At 60.2% G+C, this 18,704-nt stretch carries 20 protein-coding genes and 1 tRNA gene; 12 read left to right on the top strand and 9 right to left on the bottom strand.

The window, feature by feature from the left end:
* The 5 genes from Q1B27_RS21785 to Q1B27_RS21800 form a co-directional block, all read left to right on the top strand.
* Positions 1–197, top strand: a 197-nt coding sequence (locus tag Q1B27_RS21785; protein ID WP_299851177.1) for a hypothetical protein, incomplete at its 5' end; no start/stop codon positions are given.
* Positions 198–341: 144 nt separating this feature from the next.
* Positions 342–605 (top strand): DUF3489 domain-containing protein, encoded by a 264-nt coding sequence (locus Q1B27_RS21790; RefSeq protein ID WP_299851180.1) that lies wholly within the window; start codon positions 342–344, stop codon positions 603–605.
* An 83-nt stretch (positions 606–688) separates the two neighbouring features.
* Positions 689–1,042: a DUF2924 domain-containing protein gene (locus tag Q1B27_RS24570; protein ID WP_367181385.1), complete on the top strand. Its 354-nt coding sequence runs from the start codon at positions 689–691 to the stop codon at positions 1,040–1,042.
* A 1-nt stretch (position 1,043) separates the two neighbouring features.
* The gene (locus tag Q1B27_RS21795; protein ID WP_299851183.1) at positions 1,044–2,204 is read left to right on the top strand and encodes a recombinase family protein; all 1,161 of its coding nucleotides are present in this window, start codon (positions 1,044–1,046) and stop codon (positions 2,202–2,204) included.
* A gap of 9 nt (positions 2,205–2,213) precedes the next feature.
* Positions 2,214–2,669, top strand: coding sequence for a hypothetical protein (locus Q1B27_RS21800; protein ID WP_299851185.1), 456 nt, complete (start codon positions 2,214–2,216; stop codon positions 2,667–2,669).
* A gap of 171 nt (positions 2,670–2,840) precedes the next feature.
* Here the strand turns inward: Q1B27_RS21800 and Q1B27_RS21805 are convergent.
* The 6 genes from Q1B27_RS21805 to Q1B27_RS21830 form a co-directional block, all read right to left on the bottom strand.
* Positions 2,841–2,915: transfer RNA gene (locus Q1B27_RS21805), tRNA-Glu, on the bottom strand.
* A 124-nt stretch (positions 2,916–3,039) separates the two neighbouring features.
* Positions 3,040–4,782 (bottom strand): single-stranded-DNA-specific exonuclease RecJ, encoded by a 1,743-nt coding sequence (gene recJ, locus Q1B27_RS21810; protein ID WP_299851188.1) that lies wholly within the window; start codon positions 4,780–4,782, stop codon positions 3,040–3,042.
* Complete coding sequence (locus tag Q1B27_RS21815) at positions 4,779–5,342, bottom strand: cysteine hydrolase family protein (RefSeq protein ID WP_299851191.1); 564 nt, start codon at positions 5,340–5,342, stop codon at positions 4,779–4,781. The genes recJ and Q1B27_RS21815 overlap by 4 nt, the downstream gene beginning before the upstream one ends.
* Before the next feature lie 4 nt (positions 5,343–5,346).
* The gene (gene glpX, locus Q1B27_RS21820) at positions 5,347–6,312 is read right to left on the bottom strand and encodes a class II fructose-bisphosphatase (protein WP_299851194.1); all 966 of its coding nucleotides are present in this window, start codon (positions 6,310–6,312) and stop codon (positions 5,347–5,349) included.
* A 69-nt stretch (positions 6,313–6,381) separates the two neighbouring features.
* Complete coding sequence (locus tag Q1B27_RS21825; RefSeq protein ID WP_299851197.1) at positions 6,382–7,668, bottom strand: homoserine dehydrogenase; 1,287 nt, start codon at positions 7,666–7,668, stop codon at positions 6,382–6,384.
* Between the two features lie 95 nt (positions 7,669–7,763).
* Positions 7,764–8,063 carry a hypothetical protein gene (locus tag Q1B27_RS21830; RefSeq protein ID WP_299851200.1) on the bottom strand — a complete coding sequence of 100 codons (300 nt, stop codon included), beginning with the start codon at positions 8,061–8,063 and terminating at the stop codon, positions 7,764–7,766.
* A 108-nt stretch (positions 8,064–8,171) separates the two neighbouring features.
* Here Q1B27_RS21830 and Q1B27_RS21835 point away from each other — a divergent pair, with 108 nt between their 5' ends.
* The 4 genes from Q1B27_RS21835 to Q1B27_RS21850 all read left to right on the top strand — a co-directional run bounded on the left by Q1B27_RS21835 (position 8,172) and on the right by Q1B27_RS21850 (position 12,007).
* Positions 8,172–8,759 carry a TetR/AcrR family transcriptional regulator gene (locus Q1B27_RS21835; RefSeq protein ID WP_299851202.1) on the top strand — a complete coding sequence of 196 codons (588 nt, stop codon included), beginning with the start codon at positions 8,172–8,174 and terminating at the stop codon, positions 8,757–8,759.
* 435 nt (positions 8,760–9,194) lie between these two features.
* Entirely contained in the window at positions 9,195–10,415 is a 1,221-nt protein-coding gene (locus Q1B27_RS21840) for a hypothetical protein (RefSeq protein ID WP_299851205.1), read from the top strand.
* A 90-nt stretch (positions 10,416–10,505) separates the two neighbouring features.
* A complete protein-coding gene (locus Q1B27_RS21845; RefSeq protein WP_299851208.1) occupies positions 10,506–11,450 on the top strand; it encodes an NAD(P)-dependent oxidoreductase in 945 nt (314 codons plus the stop codon).
* Positions 11,451–11,515: 65 nt separating this feature from the next.
* The gene (locus Q1B27_RS21850) at positions 11,516–12,007 is read left to right on the top strand and encodes a hypothetical protein (protein ID WP_299851211.1); all 492 of its coding nucleotides are present in this window, start codon (positions 11,516–11,518) and stop codon (positions 12,005–12,007) included.
* Here Q1B27_RS21850 and Q1B27_RS21855 read toward each other — a convergent pair.
* From Q1B27_RS21855 to Q1B27_RS21865, 3 genes are read right to left on the bottom strand one after another with little or no spacing between them, the layout of a single operon-like run.
* Positions 11,983–12,585 carry a pilus assembly protein gene (locus tag Q1B27_RS21855; RefSeq protein ID WP_299851213.1) on the bottom strand — a complete coding sequence of 201 codons (603 nt, stop codon included), beginning with the start codon at positions 12,583–12,585 and terminating at the stop codon, positions 11,983–11,985. The genes Q1B27_RS21850 and Q1B27_RS21855 overlap by 25 nt on opposite strands.
* A gap of 1 nt (position 12,586) precedes the next feature.
* The gene (locus Q1B27_RS21860; protein ID WP_299851217.1) at positions 12,587–13,132 is read right to left on the bottom strand and encodes a TadE/TadG family type IV pilus assembly protein; all 546 of its coding nucleotides are present in this window, start codon (positions 13,130–13,132) and stop codon (positions 12,587–12,589) included.
* Positions 13,129–14,931: a vWA domain-containing protein gene (locus tag Q1B27_RS21865; RefSeq protein ID WP_299851219.1), complete on the bottom strand. Its 1,803-nt coding sequence runs from the start codon at positions 14,929–14,931 to the stop codon at positions 13,129–13,131. Before Q1B27_RS21865 ends, Q1B27_RS21860 begins: the two co-directional genes overlap by 4 nt.
* 336 nt (positions 14,932–15,267) lie before the next feature.
* Here Q1B27_RS21865 and Q1B27_RS21870 point away from each other — a divergent pair, with 336 nt between their 5' ends.
* The 3 genes from Q1B27_RS21870 (at position 15,268) to Q1B27_RS21880 (ending at position 18,699) form a co-directional block, all read left to right on the top strand.
* Positions 15,268–16,698 carry a Glu/Leu/Phe/Val dehydrogenase gene (locus Q1B27_RS21870; RefSeq protein WP_299851222.1) on the top strand — a complete coding sequence of 477 codons (1,431 nt, stop codon included), beginning with the start codon at positions 15,268–15,270 and terminating at the stop codon, positions 16,696–16,698.
* The gene (locus Q1B27_RS21875) at positions 16,698–17,321 is read left to right on the top strand and encodes a DUF6151 family protein (RefSeq protein ID WP_299851225.1); all 624 of its coding nucleotides are present in this window, start codon (positions 16,698–16,700) and stop codon (positions 17,319–17,321) included. The genes Q1B27_RS21870 and Q1B27_RS21875 overlap by 1 nt, the downstream gene beginning before the upstream one ends.
* A 124-nt stretch (positions 17,322–17,445) precedes the next feature.
* Positions 17,446–18,699: a sarcosine oxidase subunit beta family protein gene (locus Q1B27_RS21880; protein ID WP_299851228.1), complete on the top strand. Its 1,254-nt coding sequence runs from the start codon at positions 17,446–17,448 to the stop codon at positions 18,697–18,699.
* Positions 18,700–18,704: the final 5 nt, after the last annotated feature.

An 18,704-nucleotide genomic window follows, 5' to 3' on the forward strand; every position in this document is an offset into this window, starting at 1 on the left:
GCGTGACCCGGATGAGTGACAATGGACCTGCGAAAAACAAGGAAAATGAGCTTGACCCAATCGCCCAATTAGAGAAGTTGCTGTTGGCCGAAGGACTCCGGCGCGCCCGTCGTTTCGGACGTTCTCTGCCAATTGCGCGAATGTCAGATCTTTATCGCGAAGCCGAACTTAGTTCCAGCGAAACCAATGTCAGTTAGTTGCCCTTTTAGCCCACTTTCCACTGGACATTTTACCTGCCGCAAGCGTGACTGCGGGTGTCTCGAATGGTCTGCCCGGAACTCCGGGTTCTGGTCAGTACGGGGGGCTGGATCGGCCAGCCCTGGTATTGAAAGGACCAGAATATGGCGAGTAAATCCAAGCAAAACCACGCCACGAACAATGCGACTGATCGAAACGCGCCAGTGACGAAGAAGCAACGTCTACAGGCCTTGTTGCGTCGGAAAGGTGGCGCAAGCCTTGATGCGCTTCAGAAGGAATTCGGCTGGCAACCGCATACCGTGCGCGCCGCGGTATCGGGGGTGCGTAAGGCCGGAAACACGGTTGTGTGCGTCACGGGCAAATCCGGTTCGGTTTACAGGATTGTCGCCACAAAGGCTGCGCAATGAGCGTGCGTAAGCCGAAAACAGATCTCCCGGAGCTTCTTCGGGAGGTTGCAGAGCTGAGCTGTACCGAATGACAACTGACCTGGATCAAAGCCTTCAGGAACGATCCACCCAAGTACTTGTCCGTTTCTTTCATGCGGCGGGTTTTGGCGCATGATCTGCAATGCCGAAAACTCGGCGGGCATTCGGCAGCAACAAAGCGCACGCTGAAGTTGGTTCTGGCGCGCAGAGGCGGCTCCGTATCCTCCCAGACTGCCATTGATGGTCCCACACTGGTCCGGGAATGGAATGGCCGGATCTATCGTGTCGATGTGTCCCCGGAAGGCTATGCATTGGACGGCAAGAGCTATGGTTCCGTGAGCGCTGTTGCACGGCACATCACTGGAGCGCATTGGAGTGGACCACGGTTTTTCGGCCTGAGCGAGAAACGGAGGGCTTGAGATGCGCCGGATACGCTGCGCCATTTACACCCGCAAATCTACCGAGGAGGGACTTGAGCAGGAGTTCAACTCCCTCAATGCACAAAGAGAGGCCTGTGAAGCCTACATCGCAAGTCAGAAGCACGAGGGCTGGGAACTCATCGACCGGGCCTATGATGATGGCGTCATATCCGGTGGCCATCTGGACCGCCCCGCCCTGCAGAGGCTGATGCAGGACGTGGACTACAAGCAGGTTGACCAGATTGTTGTTTGCAAGATCAATCGTCTTATGAGATCGCTTGCCGATTTTGCAAAGCTGGTGGACCGGCTGGATGCGGCAGAAGCGTCCTTTGTCTCCGTGACCCAGTGCTTCAACACGGCAACCAGCATGGGGCGGCTCACTCTGAATGTGCTCCTCAGCTTCGCTCAGTTCGGGCACGAGGTTACAGCGGAACGGATTCGGGACAAGATCGCGGCATCCAAGCGTAAGGGGTTGTGGATGGGTGGCAATGTGCCGCTGGGATATGATGCGGATGGCCAGACACTGAAGATCAATACGGAAGAAGCCGAAGCTGTGGCGACGATCTACGATCTCTACGAGACCCATGGGGCATCGAACATCGTGGCCGAAGAGGCAGCGAAAAGCGGCATTCGATCTCGCAAGCGCCGAACAAAGACGGGAGATTGTCGCGGTGGGAATGTGCTGTCGCGTGGTCATATCCATTACATCCTGACCAGTCCGATCTATGCCGGACGCATTCCGCACAAAGGCAAGACCTATGCAGGTCAGCATCCGGCCATCATTGATCCAGCGCGCTGGCAGTGCATTCAGGACCAGCTTCTTGCCAGATCGCCAGCACCCGGATCGCAGGCAACACGAAAGACCAGGGCCTCTCCGTTACTGGGCAAACTGTTCGATGAAAACGGTGCGCGTCTTTCCCCGAGCCACAGTCGGAAGCGGGCCAGGCGGTATCGTTACTACATCTCGCGTGGATATGTCACCGGCTGCAAAGACAGACTGAAGGGCAGGGGGTGGCGCTTGCCTGCTGATCCGCTGGAGCAGGTTGTGGCTCAGGCAATCCGCAACTATCTGTCAAGCTCAGAGATGGCTGCTCTCGTCCCGAATGCGCAGGTCGAAACTCTGAAGCGGCTGCATAACCTGCAAGATGCAGAGCAAAACTAGCCGTTTGAATTGCTGTCACGCGCCGTTCTCAATGAGGGCTTTCTGTCGCTGCAGCTGGATGCTGATGTTTTGGTCAGGACCATCGATGTCGATCCTTCGGAGCTGAACGCAGAGCTGCTTAGCTTCGATATTCCATTCACGTGCAGACGTCGCGGGGTGGAAACCCGGGTCGTCATGGCGAGCACTTCAACAAAAACAGATGACACGCTCATCGCCAACATCGCCCGGGCGCATGATTGGCTGGAGCGCATTAAACGTGTTGAGACTCTGGGCGAGATTGCATGTGCCGAGGCGACAACGAAGAAACGCGTTCAACAAATCTTGGAATTTGCCTTCCTCGCTCCCGACATCGTACGCGATGTTCTTGCCGGAAATCAGCCACTCGGACTGACGACGACACGGATCGCGACACACACGATTCCAACCGATTGGGTCGATCAGCGCGAACTGTTCTCCACACTCTGATCGCTCCTCCGCAAACTGGAAAGACGAAAATCGCCGACAGAGACATTGGGTCATTTCGGGGCGGGCCTGTCTCCCTCACGGTGTCTCTGCAGTACGCAGGTCTTCGCAAGCCTTTGAAACCACGCACTTAATGGCAAGGTAAACGAGAAGCTGCAGTTTGGCGGAAGTGAATGGCAGCCCGTAGGGGAATCGAACCCCTCTTTCCAGGTTGAAAACCTGGCGTCCTAACCGATAGACGAACGGGCCATGCCTTGGCGTGAGGCGTTCTCTAGGCAAAACCGGGGGCCGACGCAAGGGGCATTTTGCAAAAAAGTGCAACAGATGGGCAACTGTCCGCATCCTGCACTCCTGTTACGGGACAGCGGTGAATTCAGCCGGCCCGCGCGGCATCTTCGAGGCGGAGCTGCACCGTCTTGCGGCCACCCCAGCTGTTGATGTCCAACCGGCCCGCCAGATGAAAACGTGCGCCGCCATGGGCCTCCAGCGCCGGGCCCAAGGGGCCGTCAAAGGCGCCAAAAGCAATCGCGTCCATCTGCGCACCGATGCCGTCACTGAACCGCAGTTTCAGGTGGCTGTCGCCGATCCGCTTGGCGAAACTCACTGCCATGTCGGGAAAAACATAGCGTGGTCCTGGGGCTCCGGCGCCGAAGGGACCGGCGGCCTCGATCTGCTCGACCAGTTCTACGGTGGTGGCGTCCGGCATGAGCAAGCCGTCAAGGCGCAGGTCTGACGGGCCGGCTTCGGCGGCGCCTTGACGTTCCAGCAATTCGGACAGTCGGGCCATCGACGCCTCAAGCTGATCGCGCGCCACAGTCAGCCCTGCCGCCATCCTGTGCCCGCCTCCCTTGATCAGCAAACCCTCGGCCGCCAATCGCTGTATCGATGCACCCAGATCAATGCCACTGATCGACCGACCCGAGCCTTTGCCCTCGTCGCCGTCCAGCCCGATCACCACGGCAGGGCGGTTTGTGGCCTCTTTCAATCGACTTGCAACGATGCCCACGACGCCGGGATGCCAGCCTTCGCCCGCGGCCCAGACCAGTGGCGCGTCCAGCCCGCGCGTCTCGGCCTGTTCCATGGCTGCGGCGCGTACCGATGCCTCGACCTCGCGGCGTTCAGCGTTGAGCTGGTCCAGTCGCTCTGCAAGACTGCGGGCCTCGTTAGGATCGTTGGTAGACAATAATCGTGCGCCCAGATCGGCCTTGCCGATACGCCCCCCGGCATTCACCCGCGGTCCAAGAACAAAGCCCAGGTGATAGGCCGCAGGCGCAGTATCCAGCCTGGCCACGTCCGATAAGGCGACAAGCCCAGGCCGGTTGCGCCGGGCCATGACCTTGAGACCCTGGCGCACGAAGGCGCGGTTCACACCCTTCAGCGGGGCCACGTCGGCCACCGTGGCCAGCGCCACCAGATCCAGCAGGGCCATCAGGTCGGGGCCCTTGCGACCGGCCTCGCGCAGCTGCCGTCCGGCCTCGACCAGCATCAGGAACACCACGGCAGCGGCACAGAGATGCGCCAGGTCGCCACCTTCGTCCTGCCGGTTCGGGTTCACCACGGCCAGCGCGCCCGGCAGGGTTTCACCGCCCAGGTGATGATCGAGGATGATCACATCGGCGCCTCGTGCCGCCGCCACCGGACCATGGCTGAGCGTGCCGCAATCGACGCAGATGATCAGATCGTGCGCCGCGGCTAGGTCGGCCATTGCGGGTTCGTTCGGGCCATAACCCTCGTCGATCCGGTCGGGCACATAAAGCGTGGCCGTCAGCCCCATCTGCCGCAGCCAGTCGAGCAGCAGCGCCGCCGAACTGCCGCCATCCACATCGTAATCGGCAAAAATCGCGATCTTTTCGCGTCGTTCGACAGCCTGCAAATACCGGGTGGCGGCGCGTTCCATATCCTTCAGCCCGCGCGGATCGGGTAACAGGTCACGCAGCTGGGGTGTCAGGTAGGTCTGCGCGTCCCCGGTCGCGACCTCCAGCCGGGCCAGGGTCTGGCACAGGGGGGCGGGCAGGGCGGTCTGTTGCGCCATCGCCTCAGCAAAACGTTCCACTTCGGGGGCGGGGCCAAGCCAGCGGCGCCCGGTCAGCGATGTCTCTATGCCGAGAAAGCTCATGCCATGCCGGTCAGGATATCGGCGGTAGCCCGGGCATCGGCAAATTCGCCATGCAGGTGCGACACGGCCGTCACATGGATGGCGTCGGCGCTCATCGTGGGCAGATCATCGGCCCAACCAGTATCGGCATTGGCGGTGAAGGCGGCGCAGGCATCATGGGCCAGCGTCACGCGGAACCCCAGATTGGCGGCCATGCGGATGGTGGTCGATACGCAATGCGGGGTGGTCAGGCCGCAGATTACCAGGTCAGTCACGCCTACGCTCCGCAGGTGCGCTTCGAGCCCGGTGCCGATGAAGGCGGAGTTGACCGATTTTTCAAAGATCGCCTCACCGTCAAGCGGTGCCACCAGGTCGTTGAATTCGGTGCCGCCCGTGTCCGGGCCCAGCGGGCTGCCGGGCTCAACACTGACATGGCGAATATGGCAAATAGGTCGCCCCGCGCCGCGCCATGCCGCCAGCAGGCGCGCCGCGTTCTCTTCGGCGCCCGGGTTGTTGCGCGTGCCCCAAACCGGATGATCGAAACCGGTCTGGATGTCGATCAGGACAAGCGCTTCGGTCACGGGGTTACTTGACCGGGTTGCGGTAGATCATCCGCCGCAGCGATCCGGTTTTCGACCGCATCAGCACGGTTTCGGTTTCGACATAGCCCGGGCGACTTTTGACACCCGACACGATCGAGCCGTCCGTCACGCCGGTGGCGGCAAAGATCACATCGTCGGTGACCATCTCGTCGCGGCTGTAGATGCGATCGAAATCGGTGATGCCGGCCTTGCGGGCGCGGCCCCGTTCATCGTCGTTGCGGAACAGAAGGCGACCCCAGATCTGCCCGCCCATGCATTTCAGCGCACTCGCGGCCAGCACACCCTCGGGGGCGCCGCCTGATCCCATGTACATGTCGATACCGGTCCGTTCGGCCTCGGCGCAGTGAATGACACCGGCCACGTCACCATCGGTGATCATATAGACCGACGCGCCTGTCCCACGTACTTCGGCGATCATGTCCTGGTGGCGCGGGCGTTCCAGGATGCAGACGGTGATGTCGCTGGTCTTGCAGCCTTGCGCCTTGGCCAGTGCCTCCACCCGTTCGCGTGGGCTCATCTCAAGCGAGACGACGTCCTTGGCATATCCCGGACCGATGGCCAGCTTGTCCATATAGGTATCCGGCGCGTGCAGCAGGGTGCCGCGCGGCGCCATGGCAATGACGGTCAGCGCGTTCGGCATCGCCTTGGCGGTCAGCGTAGTCCCTTCCAGCGGGTCAAGCGCGATATCGACGCCGGGGCCTTCACCGCTGCCGACTTCCTCACCGATGTAAAGCATCGGTGCTTCGTCGCGTTCACCTTCGCCGATCACCACCACGCCCTGAATGTTCAGCATGTTCAACTGTTCGCGCATGGCGTTCACGGCGGCCTGATCCGCGGCTTTCTCGTCACCGCGCCCGATCATGTCGGCGCAGGCAAGGGCCGCGGCCTCGGACACACGCGCCAACCCCAATGAGAGCATGCGGTCGTTGAAATCAACAGTGGCGGACATCGGCAATTCCTTACGTTTCTTTGGTCTGACCAGCATTATCTGGCGTATCTGATTGGCGCAAGCGCGGCCTCAGACGGTTTCAATCCTCAGCGCGACGGGCTCACCCGCCAGAACATCAAGCGCGGACATGGCCGTCAGCGCGTCATCAAGGGCGCTGCGGGTGGTCTTGTGGGTGACGATCAACACCGGCGCGGTGGTATCTTCGTGTTGATACTGACGCATCCGGTCGATCGAAACGCCCGCTTCCCCCAGAACCTTCGCCACCTTGGCCAGCGCGCCGGGCTTGTCCTCAAGCGCAAGGCGCAGGTAGTAGGGCGCAGGGGTCACGGCCTTGGCCGGTTTCGCGGGGCTGAGGCCCGCCGCCGGCTGCCCGAAGGTCGAGATACGGAAACCCCGCGCGATATCCATTACGTCGCCCATCACCGCGCTGGCGGTAGGGCCTTCGCCTGCACCGGGTCCGCGCAGCACGATCTGTTCCACATTGTCGCCTTCCAGTACGCACATGTTGGTGCCACCCTCCAGCTGTCCCAACGGGCTGGTTTCGGGGACAAGGCAGGGCGACATGCGCTGTTCCAGCCCCCGGCCGGTCATCTGGCAGACGCCCAAAAGCTTGATGCGATATCCCATATCGGCGGCCTGATGGATGTCGTCGATGGTGATCCGCTCGATCCCCTCCAACTCGACACCGTCGAAATTGACCTGCGTGCCGAAGGCGACCGAGGCCAGAAGCGAGAGCTTGTGCCCGGCGTCGATCCCGCCCACATCCAGCGTCGGGTCAGCTTCGAGGTAGCCCAGCTGGTTCGCCTCTTCGAACACTTCCGCATAGGGTAGACCGGCCGATTGCATCCGGGTCAGGATATAATTGCAGGTGCCGTTCATCACGCCCATGACGCGGGTGATATCATTGCCCGCCAGCCCCTCGGTCAGCGCCTTGACCACCGGGATGCCACCCGCGACGGCGGCCTCGAACCGGACCACGCGGCCCGCGGCTTCGGCGGCCTCGGCCAGTGCCTGACCATGATGGGCCAGCATCGCCTTGTTGGCGGTGACGACATCCTTGCCATGGGCAATCGCCGCTTCGGTCGCGGCCTTGGCCGGGCCGTCGCTGCCGCCCATCAGTTCCACGAACACATCCACATCGTCGCGTTTGGCCAGCGCGACTGGATCGTCCTCCCAGGCATAGTCCGAGATGTTTACGCCGCGATCCTTGTCGCGCGTGCGCGCTGACACGGCGGTGATCATCACCGGGCGCCCGGCGCGGTTGGCCAGCAGGTTGGCCTTTTGCCGGACGATCTTGACGACTCCGGTGCCGACGGTGCCCAAACCGGCGATGCCAAGGCGCAGGGGTGTTGTCATAGGGCTCTCCGATCACGGTTCACGAAATGGGTCTGGGGCTGCGATGTAACGGGTTCCCGCGCCCCTTGCAACGCGGGTTTTGACGTCGGGACGGCCTATTCCGATCCGGGCTCGATTCCTGCCTTCATCCGCTCCTGCGTGGCCTCGTCGACAACGGCACCTCTCAGGCCATTGGCGCGCTTCTTCAACCGTTCGACGCGATCCTCAAGATCCTCTTCTGTCTTCGGTTCGATCTGAGTCTCGGGCACAGCCGCTTTGATCGTCTCGATGGGGACCAGATCAGTGTAGCCTACCGCCTGTGCGTCGCTGTCGACCGTATGATCCAGCTCGGGAAACTGGTTGCAGGCGCCAAGCAGCGCGACCAGGGCTGGCAACATGAAAAGGGTCAGGCGCATAAGGTTTGCGATCCGTTACAAGTGTATCTGCCACACTTCATGCCATTTATTCATCCACCTGGGCAAGCAGGGGATTGATTTGAACGCCTGTTCAGTTAAATCTTGCGCATGGCACGTACCCAAGGTTCCCATTCCGATATCACCGGCCCGCGCGTCCGCGAGGCGGCGCTGACGCTCTTTGCGCGCCACGGGTATGCGGCGGTTTCGATGCGCCAGATTGCGGGCGAGGTGGGGGTGCAGGCCGGTGCGCTCTACAACTATACACCCGACAAGCAATCGCTGCTGTTTGACCTGATGAAAGGCCATATGGATGAATTGCTGGCCGCCTGGGCAACCCAGCCCAAGACATCCAACCCCTTGGCGGCGCTTGAGCAGTTCACCCGCTTCCACATCCGCTTTCATTCAAAACGCCCGGAGGCCGTGTTCATCTCGTATATGGAACTACGCAACCTGAGCCCCGGAAATTTCACCGTGGTCGAAAAACTGCGCCGCACCTACGAGGATGCGCTGGCCGATATCCTCCGCGCGGGGGTCGCCAATGGGGCGTTCAATGTGCCGGAACCAAAGGTTGCGGCGATGGCGGTCATTGCCATGCTCACGGGTGTCAACACCTGGTACCGCGAGGCAGGTCGGCTGAGCCTGTCGGAGGTTGAAGAGATCTATTGGGCGATGGTGCGCAAATCGGTCACGGCCTGAGCTTGCAGATTTTGAAATTTCCCTCTCAGGTCCCGATCGGCAAGGAATCGGCGTTAACGCGCTGAAAATGCTGAAAAATGCAAATCGGTAACACGTCGGTATTACGTCGGTATCGCGTCGGTATATGGATCGGTCATCTGCAGGACTAACAGGGCGCACGGGTGGCATCGCGGCATTCTACTTACCGGAGGCCGCAGCGCGTATCGGTGAGGGGGGGCGCTTTGGCAAGTGGATTTGAAAGGATGAAATGAGGGTAGCCCGTCAACCAGGGACGAGACGGCGGGGTTTGGGGTGGAACCCCAGGGGCTGCGCGCCCTGAGCGCAGAACTCAAATGAGTGAGCGTCCGCGAACTCCTTTCAGGAACCCTTGCCCTTGCCTGAAGAGCGCGCGGGGGGTTTAACCTATCTTAGGCTGACGTAATCAGAAGTCCGGACATGGCTCAGCATTTCACAGATACCGAATGGGCGCAGATCAATGCGCATCTGGATACAGATCCGGCCCGCTATGGCCTGCCCGAGCGTCGCGATGGATCGGTCGTGATGCTTAGCTGGAACATCCGCAAATTCGGGGCGCTGATGGCGGGCAGCAAACCCAAAAAATCCCCGGGTGCTTTCGATATGATCACCCGGGTCTGCCGTCAGGCCGACCTGATCGCGCTACAGGAAGTGCAGCGCAATTCCGAAAGCGTCTATGCGCTGCGCGACCGGCTGAACGCGGATGGCCCGCGCTATGATGTCGTGCTGACGGATGTGACCGGCATGAGCCCGGGCTACAAGGGCATGGCCGAACGGATGGCGTTTCTTTACCGCACCGACAAGGTGCGGCGCGGCGATCTGGCCTCGGACCTGTCGTTCGACCGCACCGCCGTTCTGGACCATGTCAACGCAGCAATGGCGCAGGTGATCGGCAAGAAGATCGAGCTGGCCGGACAACAGGGTTTCTGGGCGCAGCTGACAAGCTGGCTGAGTGGCCAGGCGCGGCTGACCGGCGAAAAGCTCAAGCCGTTCCTGCCCTTCAAGGATTTCGTTCAGTTCATTCGCACGCCGCATATCGTGGAATTCGTGATCGACGGGCCAGGTGGCGCCTATGAACTTTATTGCGTCAATGCGCATCTGGTTTCGGGCAAAAGCAAATCCGAGCGTGAGCAGGAGTTTTTCGCGCTGTTGGAATGGTTACTGCTCGATAGCCGCACGACCGTGGCGAAAGACGGCAAAACCTTTGTGCTGATGGCCGATCTGAACCTTGATTTTCAGTCGAATGTCGACAAGCGAAAACAGGCGTTCGAGGATTACATGATCTCGATCAACGCTGAAAAAGGGCTGACCGCAAAGGTGAATTTCCCGTTTCTCGACGGCGGTTACCTGACCAATGCCCGGCAAAGCGAAACCTTTGACCACATTGCCTGGATCACCGGTGACACCCGCCTGCCGCGCGGGCGTCATAACCATCTGGCCGGCACCTTGGGGCCGGATGAATATGATTACGGCATGTTCAATTTCGTCGAGGCGTTCCGGGATGCGGGCCCCGGCAGGGCCGCGGATGGCACACCTGATTACGCGCGCTTCACCCATGATTTCACCGATCACATGCCGATCTGGGTGCGCCTGCCTAGCCCGCATGATGGCCAGCACGATTTTACCGTTGCCGATCGCTGAGGTCGGTTTGCGCCACATCTGTCGCAGGCGCGATAGTCGGCCCTGATCTGCACGCTCAGAATTTCCCAAACAGACAAGGGAGAAATGCGCGTGAAAATCGGATTTATCGGATTGGGGAATGTCGGCGGCAAACTTTCAGGAAGCCTATTGCGCAACCGGGTGGACATCACCGCGCATGATCTGAATGCCGATCTGGTGCAGGCGTTTGTCGACAAGGGTGGCAAGGCCGCCAGCGGCCCGTCCCAGCTGATGCGCGACTGCGATGCGGTCATCACCTGTCTGCCCAGTCCTACCGCCAGCGATGCGGTGATGCAGCAGATGCTGCCCGAAATTGGCTCCGGCAAAATCTGGATGGAGATGTCCACCACCGACGAGGCCGAGGTCAAACGTCTGGGCGGACAGGTCATCGAACGCGGTGGTGCTGCGGTGGATTGTCCGGTCTCGGGGGGCTGTCACCGCGCTGATACCGGCAATATCAGCATCTTCGCAGGCTGTGACCGCGCCACGTTTGAACGCATTCTGCCGCTCTTGACGATCATGGGACGCCGGGTGTTGCACACCGGCGATCTGGGTAGCGCGTCGATCCTCAAGGTGGTCACGAACTATCTGGCAACCGCCAACCTTGTCAGCTGTGCCGAGGCGCTGACCGTCTCGAAGGCGGCCGGCATGGACCTCAACGTGGCCTACGAGGCGATCAAGATCAGTTCCGGCACCTCTTTCGTGCATGAGACCGAAAGCCAGGTCATTCTGAATGGCAGTCGCGACATTTCCTTCACGATGGATCTGGTGGCCAAGGATATCGGCCTTTTCCAGGAGGTGGCGGACCGGGCCAATGTGCCCCTGGAACTCAGCCCGCTGCTGATCGACATCTTCCGAGACGGGATCGAACGCTTCGGTCCACGTGAACTGAGCCCCAACATCATCAAACGGCTGGAAGAGGCGACAGGTCTGGATATCACTGCGCCGGGTTTCCCACCCGAGATGACAGATGACGAGCCCGAAGAGCCGGGCGCCGAGGTGCGCCCCGGGATCTGATCTGCCGAGGCCCTCGCATCTGCCCGGCAAACCCGTTAAGGGCAGGTGCAAAAGGAGAGGGCGCAATGGACGACGATATTCTGGCCACGATCACCGCTTCGGCGCCGCGCCGCGTGTTTGGTGTGGGTGTTCTGGGCCTGCTGGGGCTGATGCTGATCACCGTTGCCCTGTCTAAACCGCCGTCAAACCCGGCCTGGGCCGTCTTTTTGCTGGGGCTGGGGGCAGGGGCGTTCTGGATGGCCTACCGGATGTGGGATGTGACGCAACACCGGCTGGAGCTGACCGAAACGCAGTTGCGCAGCACCGATGGCACGGTTTTGGCGCAGGTGTCCGATATTCAATCAATGGATCGCGGCATGTTCGCCTTCAAGCCCTCGAACGGTTTCATGCTGAAGCTGAACAGCAAAACCACGCGCCGCTGGCGGCCGGGGTTCTGGTGGTCATTGGGGGGGCGTGTCGGGGTGGGTGGTGTCACCTCAGCCCCGCAGACCAAGGCCATGGCCGAGATCATCTCGGCCATGATCGCGCAGCGTCAGGTTGACGGCGGTGCGGCCTGAGGCGGTTGATAGCAGGATGACCCTTCAAAGCAGATCTGCCCGGTAAAGCGGGGCTTGGTAAAGATCCGTGTGGTGATTGTCACGCCGCTGCCCAGCCCGACCTTGAAGGTCGGTTTGTAATCGGATTCCGATTCCACCAGGATCAGGTCTTCGCCGTCACCCAGAATGGGCAGGATGGAATGGGCGGTCGCCACATCGGTATCGGTAAGGTCGGTATAGCTACCGGCACCACGGGTTTCCGACCAGCGGATGTAATATTCATTCTTGGCGGCGTCGAAACGCACCACCGACACCCGAATCTGGTTCGCACCGTCGTCATTGGTGATCCCGTCAAAGAGTTTCATCGCGTTGTCGATATAGGTGTCCGTGATCCCCGGCGTTTCGCGCGAGATCATGTCGGCGATGGTATAGGTCGCCTTTTCGCGGGCACTTTTATAGCGATGTACCTCGTAGAATTCCCAGGTCGCCACCAGTCCCAGGACCAGCAGGGGCAGGCAGATCACGGTTTCCACCATGACCGAGCCGTCACGCTCGCCGCAGAACCTGCGCATAACTCGTTTCATAAAGGACTGTTTCATCTTATGAGGGCTCCTGAACAAAGGCGGACATCGTTACAATCGCCGTTTTACCGTAATCGTCCTTTTGCAATGCTCTGCCCATCATTTCGTCCGGGAAGATCGGGTCGTAGAGGAAGCAGGCGCGCAGGACCATCAATTCGTTCACGCCCCCGAAAACGAATTCCTTTTTCAGAACGGCCGGTTCAACCGGCTGCGAATTCTCGATGCACTTGGGTTTGGCATCCAGCGACGAATAGGCCCGCAGGTCGACCGGCTGCATCTCCAGGCGCAGCTCGGTTTCGCAATTGGCCAGGATCGGCGCGTTGTCGCAGATCACTTCCTTGATCTCTTCATAGGTGCTGGGTTCGCCCGTTCCCAGGCGGATCTGACGCACCGCGATATCAAGGCCGCGTTCCAGCATGGTGTGACGGATGGTCACGAAACCCAGTTCGATCGACATGGTCATCAGCATGATGAAGGTCGGAACGATGATGACAAACTCTACCGAGGCATTACCCGCTTCGTCGCCTTTCAGACGCCGGAAATATTTACCGAACAGATGTCTCATTGTGTCAACCTCAGGTTCTGGATATTGGTCGCGATCGAATTGAAGGCACCTTTGATCTTTTCGCCTTCAGCGCGATAGTATTTCGAGAACTCCGTGGCGCAGTTTTTCAGCTCGGTTTCAGCCGTACCACCTTCGTCGATTTCGAACCCGATTGTATAGATGACCACTTTCTTGTCCGCAGCCTTGGCTGCCGTACAGGCCGCCGCCATCCGGGTGTTCTTCATCGAACCAGAGACATTATTGTCGTATTTATATTCGCTATAGGCATCTGAACCGGTGATGTCCGAGTGGTAGTCCGGTGACATCAGGCCCCAGGCCTCTTCCCAATCCAGCGGTCCGGCAGAAATAAGCAGCGGCAGAGGATCGCCATTCGGATCAACGTTGTCTTCCAGCGCCTGTTTGTAGGCCGCGAATTCAGCCGGGGTCATCCAGTCTTCATTGGAGATGTCCCAGAAACGGTCGTCGTTCTCATCATAGAGGAAGTAGGTCGACAGGTCCGCGTCACTGGCTTTGTAGTAGCACTTCCACCGCGACCGGCTGCACTTTGCCGGATCATTCGACTTTTTCGAAGGCTTGTACCTGTGCTGGGCATAGTCGAACTCTTCGTCCTTGTACTTCACCTCATGCAAATCGGAATTCGGCCCACGGTAATCCGAGCTTGCGTGGGTTTCCGCCGTGTCCGGGTTCAGTAGACCGTTGGGGTCCTTGAAATAGTAGGAGGTGGTGTTCTTACCATCACCCATCATCACGATGACCTTCTGGGTTTCCAGCTCGTTATACTTGGCCGGGAAATTCGTCAGGTCGGGATTTACGGCTTTTGCAACATCGTCAAATGCCGGGTCCAGCAGGGCGGCCCCCCATTTGATGCCCAGATGGCCGGACGTATTGCCATCGGCCTGCAACGCTTCGATCGCATTATGCAGATCGGTCTTGCTGCTTGAATAGGGCAGGAAGCGGAAATAGTCATCGTCATAGCACGACCGCCAGGATGCATTCAGCGTGTTGAAATCGCCGTTGATGTCATAGCGCGAGGTATAGATTTGCTGCGCATAGGTCACATCGGGATCAATCGCCGTGTCGCTGAAATCAGCTTCGGAGAAGACCAGGCAGGTCGAGTTATCATGTGTTTCGTCGACGGTCAGTGCTTCGTAGACAACGTCGGGGGGGGTCACGCCAAAGCTGAACGGCACGACGGAAATCACCGCATCACCCGGATCGGCGCTGTCGATGATCTTGGTCACAAAGCTTTTGGCGGCTTTCTTCATCTCGGTCAGTTTCGACCCTCTCATCGAGCCCGAGACGTCCAGAACCAGCGAAATTTCCAGCTTGGGGATGCGCTTTTCAGCGGTTGAATCGGCTTCGGCGCTCAGGGTTTCAACGCCCATCACCCGCATCAGGTAGGTTTCGACATCAATGGATGTATTCACGGTTACCTTCGAGGTGTTCAGCGTGATCTGAATATCGTCCTCACCGAACGCATCCAGATACTCCCGCATGCCGATCTTGTCGAAGTAATCCTCGACCACGGCCTTGGCAGCGGTGTTGTCGGCGGCGGCGGCGCCAGCCAGTGAGGCCGCGTCGGCGACAGCAGCCAGGCGCGTGCGCTCCATCTCGTGTCGCATCGTGTCAATGCCGATCCCGGCCATAAGCATGAAGACCAGGAACATATATAAGGTGAACGCGACAACGGCGCCGTCTTCCTCGTTGCGGAAGCGGTTCAGCCGAGGCGCCAAATATCGCCGCAAAGCGGATTTGCGGAGCGATTGCACCGTGAAATTTGAAATCGTATTATTACTCATGTCGTCACCTCTTTGGGCTAGCAGACGCCCGGCAGTACACAATGCACCACCTTTTTGATTAACGATTTCTGTGGCGAGATTATGGCGCTGAACCTAAAATTAACCCTTAATTAACATCGAATTAGCGTCAAATTTTCAACAATATCAGCACGATCTGCGGATTGTAGTTCATCTGTTAACGATTGCGTCGGGAGGCCCTGGATCGCACCGGTCCCAAGGGTTCCGCAAAACCGTGGGTGGACAAAATTGTCGCATGGTTTAACGATTGGGTTACTTCGGGCGGGTTAAAGACAGCGCCCCAATAACCCCGTTTTAGCAATTTCAGGGAGATATATCATGAATGCACCCAAAGAGCCGAGTTTCCGCGAAAGCGTCGATCTGATGTTCAACCGCGCGGTGGCGCTGATGGATCTCCCGCCCGGTCTTGAAGAGAAAATCCGCGTTTGCAACGCCACTTACACGGTTCGTTTCGGCGTGCGTCTGCGGGGTCAGATTCATACTTTTACCGGCTATCGCTCGGTGCATTCGGAACATATGGAACCGGTCAAGGGCGGCATCCGCTTTGCCATGGGCGTGAACCAGGATGAGGTCGAGGCGCTTGCGGCGCTGATGACCTATAAATGCGCGCTGGTCGAAGCGCCGTTTGGCGGCTCCAAGGGCGGTCTGCGCATTGATCCGCGCGAATGGGACGCGCATGAGCTGGAACAGATCACCCGTCGTTTCGCTTATGAGCTGGCCAAGCGCGACCTGATCCATCCCTCGCAGAACGTGCCTGCGCCCGACATGGGCACCGGCGAGCGCGAGATGGCGTGGATCGCCGATCAGTACAAGCGCATGAACACCACCGATATCAACAGCCGCGCCTGTGTCACCGGCAAGCCGATCAACGCGGGCGGCATCCAGGGCCGGACCGAGGCGACGGGCCGCGGTGTGCAATACGCGTTGCAGGAGTTTTTCCGTCACCCCGAAGATATCGCCAAGGCGGGCCTGTCGGGATCGCTGGATGGCAAGCGCGTGATCGTGCAGGGGTTGGGGAATGTGGGCTACCACGCTGCCAAGTTTCTTCAGGAGGAAGATGGCTGCAAGGTCACCGCGATCATCGAACGCGATGGCGGCCTGATGGATGAGGACGGTCTTGACGTCGAGGCCATTCGCAACTGGATCGCCAAACATGGTGGTGTCGATGGTTATCCCAAGGGCAAGTTCATCCGCGACGGCTCTAAATATCTTGAGAACGAATGCGACATCCTGATCCCGGCGGCGCTGGAGGGTGTGATCAACATGTCCAACGCGGCCGATATCAAGGCCCCGCTGATCATCGAGGCTGCGAATGGTCCGGTCACTGCCGGCGCGGATCAGATCCTGCGCGAAAAGGGCTGCGTGATCATTCCTGACATGTATGCCAACGCGGGCGGTGTGACCGTGTCCTATTTCGAATGGGTCAAGAACCTCAGCCATATCCGTTTCGGCCGCCTGGGCCGCCGCCAGGAAGAGGCGCGGCACCAGTTGATCGTGGACGAGCTGCACAAGCTTGACGAACACCTGGGTGAGAAATGGTCGATGTCGCCGGACTTCAAGCAGAAATACCTGCGTGGCGCGGGCGAGCTTGAGCTTGTGCGCTCGGGTCTGGATGACACCATGCGCGCGGCCTACCAGTCGATGCGCGAGACATGGCACAGCGGCGAAAATGTCGATGACCTGCGCACCGCCGCCTATCTGGTGTCGATCGGTAAGGTGGCCGACAGCTACCGCGCCCTGGGCCTGTGATGCGCGGCGCCGCAGCGGGTGTGTTCCGACACGCCTGCCGCTGCGGCCGCACCAAAATGACCATAGATGTGCCCGCCCCCTCGGCGGGCACACGCCTTCGGTGCTACTGTGGCGACTGCCAGACAGCGGCGCAGCTGCATGACCCGGATCAGGACCTTCTGTCGCCCGCAGGCGGCACCGATATCTGGCACACCACCCCGGATCTGATCAGCATCGACGCCGGGGCAGAAACGCTGAAAATCTCGCGCCTGTCGCCGCGTGGCGGATGCCGCTGGTATGCGGGCTGCTGCGGCACGCTGATGTTCAGCACCGCCCGCAATCTGAAAATTCCCTTTATCAGCGTGACCCTGCGCCAGCCGGAACTGACCGGGACTGACCCGTTGCTGGGCCCGGTCCGGTGCCATGCCTTCACCGCGTCGGCGCGGCCCGATGCCAAGGCTCCGAAGGCCGACAAGGGGATGCGCCGGGTAGGCACGCTGGCGCTGAAACGCGCCTTTCTGGCCTGGCTCAGCGGGCGGTCGAAGGCCAATCCGTTGCGTGGACCCGACGGAGCCCCCATCGCCCCGGTCGAGGTCATCTCGCTTGAGGCGCGCAAGGCCGCCCGACCGGATCATCTGCCATAGCCGGCCGGTTCAATCTGGTCGCGCGCTGACGCGGAAATGTCGGGGAAACCGGCGGCATCATCCACACCATTGCTATTCTGTCAACGATTTGTTCATTTGCGGCGACCAACAGAGAGGATCACAGATGCGGTTTTCGGGCCTGCGTGTTCTGAAAGAGGGCTTGACCGGCAACAAGGGCTGGGCGCCGCACTGGCGCGACGCCAGCCCCAAAGACGCCTATGACGTGGTGATCATCGGTGGCGGCGGGCACGGGCTGGCCACCGCCTATTACCTGGCCAAGAACCACGGGATCACCAATATCGCGGTGCTGGAAAAGGGCTATCTGGGCGGCGGCAACATTGGCCGCAACACCACCATCGTGCGGGCCAATTACATGCTGCCCGGCAATGCCGAATTCTACAGCCACTCGCTGAAACTGTGGGAAGGGCTGGAGGAGGAGCTGAATTATAACGTGATGATGTCGCAGCGTGGCCAGATCGTGCTGTTTCATTCCGACGGGCAGCGCGACGCGCTGGCGCGCAAGGGCAACGCCATGCGAAACCAGGGCGACGACGCGGAGATGCTGGACCGCGAGGGCGTGCGCAAACATCTGCCCTATCTCGATTTCGACAATGCGCGTTTTCCGGTCTATGGCGGCATCCTGCAACGCCGCGCCGGCACCGCGCGTCACGATGCGGTGGCCTGGGGTTTTGCCCGGGGTGCCAGCGACAGGGGCGTGGACCTTGTTCAGAATTGCGAGGTCACCGGCATCGACATAGAAAATGGTGTCGCGACCGGGGTACAGACCACGCGCGGGGCGATCCGGGCGAAGAAAGTGGCGATGATCGTGGCTGGGCGCTCGTCTCAGGTGGCGGCCATGGCGGGCATGCGCCTGCCGATCGAAAGCCACGTGTTGCAGGCCTTTGTCAGCGAAGGGCTGAAGCCTGTCATCAATCACGTGGTCAGCTTCGGGATGGAGCATTTCTATATCAGCCAGTCCGACAAGGGCGGGCTGGTCTTTGGCGGCCATCTGGACATGTATGCCAGCTATGCCGCGCGCGGCAACCTGCCGGGGGTCGAACATGTGATGGAGGCGGGCATGGCGCTGATGCCGATGATCGGCAAGGCAAAGATGCTGCGCAGCTGGGGCGGGATCATGGACATGTCGCCCGATGGCTCGCCTATTATCGACAAGACGCCGACCCAAGGGCTCTACCTGAATTGTGGCTGGAACTACGGTGGCTTCAAGGCTGTTCCTGCCTCGGGCTGGGCCACGGCGCATCTGGTGGCGACGGATACCCCCCATGACACCGCCGCGAGGTTCCGGCTGGACCGGTTCCGCACCGGGCAAGGGCTGATGGATGAGGAGGCGACCGGCGCGCAGCATAACCTGCATTGACGCGC

Origin of the sequence: uncultured Roseovarius sp. (genome assembly GCF_947489715.1) — a bacterium.
Lineage (GTDB): Bacteria > Pseudomonadota > Alphaproteobacteria > Rhodobacterales > Rhodobacteraceae > Roseovarius.